Source organism: Stenotrophomonas sp. STEN021, assembly GCF_056760175.1.
Genome location: NZ_JBRREH010000061.1, coordinates 22316 through 28412, shown reverse-complemented (window position 1 = coordinate 28412; position 6097 = coordinate 22316). Strand labels below are relative to the sequence as shown.

The 6097-nt window shown below is 64.9% G+C and carries 4 protein-coding genes; 3 read left to right on the top strand and 1 reads right to left on the bottom strand.

What is annotated here, in order from left to right; all coding sequences use genetic code 11:
* Window positions 1-262: 262 nt before the first annotated feature.
* The gene (rpsT, locus tag ACVOL0_RS13710; RefSeq protein WP_057629708.1) at window positions 263-532 is read right to left on the bottom strand and encodes a 30S ribosomal protein S20; all 270 of its coding nucleotides are present in this window, start codon (window positions 530-532) and stop codon (window positions 263-265) included.
* Between the two features lie 115 nt (window positions 533-647).
* Between rpsT and murJ the strand changes: the two genes are divergently transcribed.
* From murJ to ileS, 3 genes are all read left to right on the top strand, one after another.
* Window positions 648-2249, top strand: coding sequence for a murein biosynthesis integral membrane protein MurJ (gene murJ / locus ACVOL0_RS13705; protein ID WP_481549572.1), 1602 nt, complete (start codon window positions 648-650; stop codon window positions 2247-2249).
* Window positions 2250-2314: 65 nt separating this feature from the next.
* The gene (locus ACVOL0_RS13700) at window positions 2315-3262 is read left to right on the top strand and encodes a bifunctional riboflavin kinase/FAD synthetase (RefSeq protein WP_481549570.1); all 948 of its coding nucleotides are present in this window, start codon (window positions 2315-2317) and stop codon (window positions 3260-3262) included.
* On the top strand, window positions 3259-6090 hold the full coding sequence (gene ileS, locus ACVOL0_RS13695) for an isoleucine--tRNA ligase (RefSeq protein WP_481549569.1): 2832 nt from the start codon (window positions 3259-3261) through the stop codon (window positions 6088-6090). The genes ACVOL0_RS13700 and ileS overlap by 4 nt, the downstream gene beginning before the upstream one ends.
* Window positions 6091-6097 lie beyond the last annotated feature (7 nt).

The window sequence follows — 6097 nt, the reverse complement described above, 5'->3', positions numbered from 1 at the left end:
CCCCCCCCCCCCCCCCCCCCCCCCCCCCCCCCCCCCCCCCCCCCCCCCCCCCCCCCCCCCCCCCCCCCCCCCCCCCCCCCCCCCCCCCCCGGGGGGGGGGGGGGGGGCAGGCTTTTCTGGGTCGTCCCAAAGCCAAAGCCAAAGCCATGCGGGAGGGTGTCTGCCTCGCTCCCCCCTCCCAAAAAAATCGCCCAACAAAAAACCCGGCACAAGGCCGGGTTTTTCATGCCGGGAGTCTTGCGACTCCTGGTGATCGCGCGGATCAGGCGGCCTTGATGGCCTTGATGCGAGCGGTCAGGCGGCTCTTATGACGCGCAGCCTTGTTCTTGTGAATCAGGCCGCGGGCGCTGAAACGGTCGAGGATCGGCTGGGCGACGGCAAAGGCTGCCTCGGCGCCAGCGGCGTCGTTGGCATCCAGAGCCTTGATCACCTTCTTGACGGCGGTGCGCAGCATCGAACGCTGAGCCGTGTTGCGCGCGTTGCGCACAACGGTCTGCTTGGCGCGCTTCTTGGCGGACTTGATATTGGCCACAGTGGTGGTTTCCTGAAAATCGATGTGGTGGGAACAGCAAGCATGCAAGTATGATGGCTGTCCGATTGAACGTCAAGTCAAGTTGTCAAGGGGGCCGTGGGTGAGTTCACCGCGCATGTTGCGGGGGCTGCTGTCGTTCAGCAGCATGACGATGATTTCCCGGGTTCTTGGCCTGGTTCGCGATCAGGTTATCACTACCACCTTCGGTAGTAACGCGGTCACCGATGCCTTCTGGGTCGCATTCCGTGTGCCCAATTTCCTGCGGCGCCTGTTCGCCGAGGGCTCATTCGCCACGGCGTTCGTGCCGGTCTTCACCGAGGTCAAGGAAACCCGACCGCATACCGATCTACGCGAGCTGATGTCGCGGGTGTCAGGCACGTTGGGTGGTGCGCTGCTGGTGGTCACCGCCTTGGCGCTGATCTTCACGCCGCAGCTGGCCTTCCTGTTCAGCAGCGGTGCCACGGACCCTGCCAAGCAGGGCCTGCTGATCGATCTATTCAGGCTGACCTTCCCGTTCCTGCTGTTCGTCTCGTTGACGGCTTTGGCGGGCGGTGCGCTGAATAGTTTCCAGAGGTTCGCGATGCCGGCGCTGACGCCGGTGATCCTCAACCTGTGCATGATCGCTGGCGCGCTGTGGTTGGCGCCGCGTCTGGGCGGCACGCCGGAGAAGCAGATCCTGGCATTGGGCTGGGCGGTGCTGGCGGCAGGTGTGCTGCAGCTGTTGTTCCAGTTGCCCGGGCTGAAGGGCATCAATCTGCTGACCCTGCCGCGTTGGGGCTGGAATCACCCGGATGTGCGCAAGGTCCTTACGCTCATGGTGCCGACCTTGTTCGGTTCCTCGGTGGCGCAGATAAACCTGCTGCTGGATACGGTGATCGCTGCGCACCTGACCGACGGCTCGCAGTCCTGGCTGTCGCTGGCTGACCGCTTCCTGGAGCTGCCGCTGGGTGTGTTTGGGGTGGCGTTGGGTACGGTGATCCTGCCAGCGCTGGCCCGCCATCACGTCAAGACCGACGGTGAGGGCTTCTCCAATGCGCTGGACTGGGGCCTGCGCATGACCCTGTTGATCGCAGTGCCGGCAATGCTGGCCCTGCTGCTGCTGGCCGAGCCGCTGATCGCCACGCTGTTCCAATACAAGAAGTTCACCGAGTTCGACACCCAGATGACCGCACTGGCGGTCTATGGCCTGAGCTTCGGTCTGCCGGCCTTCGCCTTGCTGAAGGTGGTGTTGCCGGCGTTCTACTCGCGCCAGGACACCAAGACCCCGGTGCGCGCCGGTCTGGTCGCGCTGGTCGCCAACATGGTCTTCAATTTCATCCTGCTGGCGGTGGTTTTTCACTTCATGGTGCCGCCGGAGCTGAAGGCGCAGGGTGTGATGGTGGCGCTGGGCAAGCAGCCGGGCCTGCATCTGGCGCTGGGTATTGCCAGTGCGTTGTCCAGCTACCTGAACCTGATCCTGCTCTGGCATTGGCTGGGCAAGACGGGCGTCTATCAGCGCCGGCCGGGTTGGGGTGGCTATCTGCTGCGCCTGGCGTTGGCCTGTGCGGTGATGGTGGCCGTGCTGCTGGGCCTGCTGCACTGGCTGCCGGCGTTCACGCCGATGGATAAGTGGCAGCGTGCCAGTGCTCTGGCGCTGCTGGTCGGCGCCGGCGGTGCGAGTTATCTGCTGGCAATGGTTGCGATGGGCTTCCGCCCGCGCGACCTGCGCGGCCACTGAGCTGCCCGTTATACTTCAGGGCTACACACGACAGAACCGGCCCGTATGGGCCGGATCCGGATGGAATGAGCAGGCTTTTTAGAGACGTCGAAGGCGGGGTGTTGTTCCCGCAGGGAAGCGTGGTCTGCATTGGTGCCTTCGATGGCCTGCACCTGGGCCATCGGGCGCTGGTGCGCCACGCGGTTGCCCGTGCCCGCGCCTTGGGTGTGCCGGCCGTAGCCTTGGGCTTCGAGCCGCTGCCGCGTGAGTTCTTCGCCAGGGACAACCCGCCGCCGCGGCTGATGTTGGCCCGTGACAAGGTCGCCACCCTGCGCGAGCTGGGGGTCGACAGCGTCGGTCTGCTGCGCTTTGACGCCAAGATGGCGGCGATCACCGCTGAGGATTTCGTCCGCGACATGCTGGTGCGCAGGCTCGGCGCGCGCGAAGTCTGGATCGGCCCCAAATTCCACTTCGGCAACCGCCGTGGCGGCGATATAGCGCTGCTGCAGGCGATGGGCGCCGAGCTCGGCTTTGTCGCTGGTGAGATCGAGCCGGTGCACCTGAACGGCGAGCGCATTTCCAGCACCCGCATCCGCGAACTGATCGTGGCCGGCGAGTTCGCCCATGCCGGCGAGTTGCTGAGGCGCCCGTATGCGATCGGTGGCCGGGTCGTGCGCGGGCGCCAGCTCGGTCGCACCCTGGGCTTCCCCACCGCCAACTTGCGTTTCCCGAAAACACCCGCACTTTCTGGTATCTACGCTACGTGGGTGCATGGTGTTTTCGAACAGCCATGGCCGTCGGTGTCGAGCTTCGGCACGCGCCCCACGGTTGAAGGTGTGGAACCGCTGCTTGAGGCACATCTGTTCGACTTCAATGGCGACCTGTACGGCCGTCACATCGAAGTTGAGTTCGTGGCCAAGCTGCGGGATGAAGAGAAGTTCAACGGTCTGCCGGCATTGACCGAGCAGATGCACCGCGACGCAGAACAGGCGCGTCGCATCCTCAACGAACACAGATTGCGAGCTACCGCGTGAGCCAGGATTACAAAGCCACCCTCCATCTGCCAGCAACGGAATTCCCGATGCGCGGCGACCTGCCCAAGCGTGAGCCGGGCATCCTGGCACGTTGGGAAGAGCAGGGCATTTACGCGCAGCTTCGTGACAACGCGAAGGGTCGCCCGCTGTTCGTGCTGCACGACGGCCCGCCGTATGCCAATGGCCAGATCCACCTGGGCCACGCGGTCAACAAGATCCTCAAGGACATCATCGTCAAGTCGCGTTACCTCGACGGCTTCGATGCGCCCTACATCCCGGGCTGGGATTGCCATGGCCTGCCGATCGAAATCGCGGTCGAGAAGAAGTGGGGCAAGGTTGGGGTCAAGCTCGATGCCGAGCAGTTCCGGCAGAAGTGCCGCGAGTACGCCGAAGAGCAGATCAACCTGCAGCGCGCTGATTTCAAGCGCCTGGGTGTGATCGGCGATTGGGAGAACCCGTACAAGACGCTGAGCTTCGATTTCGAGGCCAACGAGATCCGTGCGCTGTCCAAGATCGTCGCCAACGGCCACCTGGTGCGTGGTGCCAAGCCGGTGCATTGGTGCTTCGACTGTGGCTCGGCGCTGGCCGAGGCTGAAATCGAATACCAGGACAAGACCTCGCCGGCCATCGACGTCGCGTATGCCGCGCGTGATTCCAAGGCGCTGGCGGCCAGCTTCGGGGTTGAGCTGCCGGCCGGTGTGGAAGTGGCGGTGCCGATCTGGACCACTACGCCGTGGACGCTGCCGGCATCGCTGGCGGTGTCGCTGGGTGCGGATATCGAATACGCGCTGGTCGAGGGCCCAGCCCACAACGGCCAGCCGCGCTGGCTGGTGCTTGCCTCGGCGCTGGCCGAGCGCTCGCTGTCGCGCTATGGCGTGACCGAGGTGGTCGTGCACGGGCATGCCAAGGGCTCCGCGCTTGAAAACCAGCTGCTGGCGCACCCGTTCTACGCCAACCGCGACCTGCCGCTGCTCAACGGTGAGCACGTGTCCGACGCCGACGGTACCGGTGCGGTGCATACCGCACCTGGCCACGGCCAGGAAGATTTCGCGGTCAGCCAGCAGTACGGGCTGATGGACAAGTACAACGCCGGCCAGATCAACCCGGTCGATGGCCGTGGCGTCTACCTGTCGTCGACGCCGCCGGCCGGTACCGTCGAACTGGCCGGTCAGCACCTGTGGAAGGCACAGCCGCTGATCGTCGAGGTGTTGCGTGAGAGCGGCGCACTGCTGGCCTTCTTCGAGATCCAGCACAGCTACCCGCATTGCTGGCGGCACAAGACGCCGGTGGTGTTCCGCGCCACCCCGCAGTGGTTCATCTCGATGGACAAGGCCAGCCTGCGCAACGACGCGATGGCGGCCATCGACAATGTGGGCTGGTTCCCGAGCTGGGGCAAGGCGCGCATCAGCAGCATGGTCGACGGTCGCCCGGACTGGTGCATCAGCCGCCAGCGCACCTGGGGCGTGCCGATTGCCTTGTTCACTCACCGCGAAACCGGTGAGCCACACCCGCGCAGCGTCGAGCTGATGCAGCAGGTGGCCGATCGCGTGGAGCAGGGCGGCATCGACGTCTGGTATTCGCTGGACGCCAGCGAGCTGCTTGGCGATGAAGCGGCCCAGTACGAAAAGGTCACCGACATCCTCGATGTCTGGTTCGACTCCGGCGTCACCCATGAAGGCGTGCTGCTGGCACGTGGCTACGGCAAGCCGGCCGACCTGTACCTGGAAGGTTCGGACCAGCACCGCGGCTGGTTCCAGTCTTCGCTGCTGACCGGTGTGGCCATCGACAAGCATGCGCCGTACAAGCAGTGCCTGACCCACGGCTTCACCGTGGACGAGCACGGCCGCAAGATGTCCAAGTCGCTGGGTAACGGCATCGAGCCGCAGGAAATCATGCGCACCCTGGGTGCGGACATCCTGCGGCTGTGGATCGCCTCGGCCGATTACAGCAACGAGATGTCGCTGTCGCAGGAAATCCTCAAGCGCAACGCCGACGCTTATCGTCGTCTGCGCAACACCGCGCGCTTCCTGCTCGGCAACCTGGACGGTTTCGATCCGACCCGGCACCTGGTTGCGTTGCCGGACATGGTCGCCCTGGACCGCTGGATCGTGCATCGCGCGTTCGAGCTGCAGGAAAAGATCAAGGCCGCCTACGCCAACTACAACATGGCCGAGATCGTGCAGCTGCTGCTGAACTTCTGCAGCGTCGATCTGGGCTCGCTGTACCTGGACGTGACCAAGGACCGCCTGTACACGATGCAGGAGGATTCGCGCGGCCGTCGTTCGGCGCAGACGGCGATGTTCCATATCGCCGAGGCGTTCGTGCGCTGGGTGGCACCGATCCTGACCTTCACCGCCGAAGAGCTGTGGGGTTACCTGCCGGGCAAGCGCGCCGACAATGTGCTGTTCACCACCTGGTATGACGGCCTGGCGCCGTTGCCGGCCGATGCCCAGCTGACCGCTGCTGATTTCGATCAGCTGCTGGCGCTGCGCGAGCAGGTGTCCAAGGTGCTGGAGCCGATGCGTGCCAATGGCGCCATCGGTGCCGCGCTGGAAGCGGAGATCACTGTTGCTGCCAATGAAGAGCAGGCCGCACGCTGGCAGCCGCTGGCCGAGGAACTGCGCTTCCTGTTCATCAGTGGCGATGTCAGCGTGCGCCCGGCAACCACCGACGAGGTGTTTGTCAGCGCGCAGCCGACCGACAAGGCCAAATGCGTGCGTTGCTGGCATTACCGCGCCGATGTCGGTTCGGTGGAAGCGCATCCGGAACTGTGCGGCCGTTGCGTCAGCAACATCGATGGCGCTGGCGAAGACCGCCGCTGGTTCTGAGCAAGGC